This is a genomic window from Stenotrophomonas sp. 05L44_2 (assembly GCF_056665995.1).
In genome coordinates this window covers 1-1052 of sequence record NZ_JBFTNR010001016.1, presented here as the reverse complement: position 1 = coordinate 1052, position 1052 = coordinate 1, and the positions used below count along the sequence as shown (strand labels likewise).

The following is a 1052-nucleotide window of genomic DNA, read 5'->3' as shown; positions in this document are numbered from 1 at the left end:
CCACTGCCTTCTGCCGGCAGGTGCAGTTTCAGGCCGGCCGCGAGCGCGGAAGGATCTTCAGCATCCAGCACCAGCTTCAGGTGCAGCAGCTGGTCGCGGGTGAGGCGGTACAGATCAGCCACGCTCCTGACGATGCCGGCGTCCACCAGGGTTTCGATGTACTTGTCGCCAAGACCGTCGATATCCATCGCCCGTCGCGAGGCGAAGTGGGCGATGGCCTCCTTGCGCTGCGCCGGGCAGGACAGCTCGCCCGAACAACGCCAGGCAGCAGCCCCTTCCTCGCGCACGATCTCCGAGCCGCACACCGGGCAGCTGGTCGGCATCTGCCAGGGCGTGGTGCCGGCGGGACGGCGGTCGAGAATGACGCTGACCACTTCCGGAATCACATCGCCGGCACGGCGCACGATCACGCTGTCGCCCACGCGCACATCCAGGCGCGCGATCTGGTCGGCGTTGTGCAGGGTGGCATTGGAGACGATCACACCGGCCACCGCGACCGGCGCAAGGCGCGCCACCGGGGTGGCAGCACCGGTGCGGCCGATCTGGATTTCGATGGCCTCCAGCGTAGTGCTCTGTTCCTGCGCCGGGAACTTGTGCGCGATGGCCCAGCGTGGTGCGCGCGACACGAAGCCCATGGCCTGCTGGCCGGCGCGGTCATCGAGCTTGTAGACCACGCCATCAATGTCGAATGCCAGGCCGTCGCGACGCTCGCCGATGTCACGGTAGTACGCCAGCAGACCGTCCCTGCCTTCCACCACCTTGCACAGGTCGCTGACCGGGAAACCCCAGTCGCGAAGCTGCGCCAGCGTGCCCGAGTGCGTATCGGGCAACTCACCGCCCTGCACTTCACCGGTACCGTAGGTGAAGAAACTGAGCCTGCGCTGCGCGCTGATCTTCGGGTCAAGCTGGCGCAGCGAACCGGCCGCGGCATTGCGCGGATTGGCCAGCATCTTGCCACCGTGCAGGCGCGCGCGCTCGTTGTAGGCCTCGAAGTCGGCGCGGGCCATGTAGACCTCACCGCGCACTTCCAGTACATCCGGCCAGTCCCTGCC

1 protein-coding gene is annotated in these 1052 nt (G+C 67.4%); it reads right to left on the bottom strand.

Features of this window, described 5'->3' with window-relative positions:
- A partial coding sequence (gene ligA, locus AC1VAN_RS22770) for an NAD-dependent DNA ligase LigA (RefSeq protein ID WP_480986858.1) occupies positions 1 to 1052 on the bottom strand: 1052 nt, incomplete at both ends.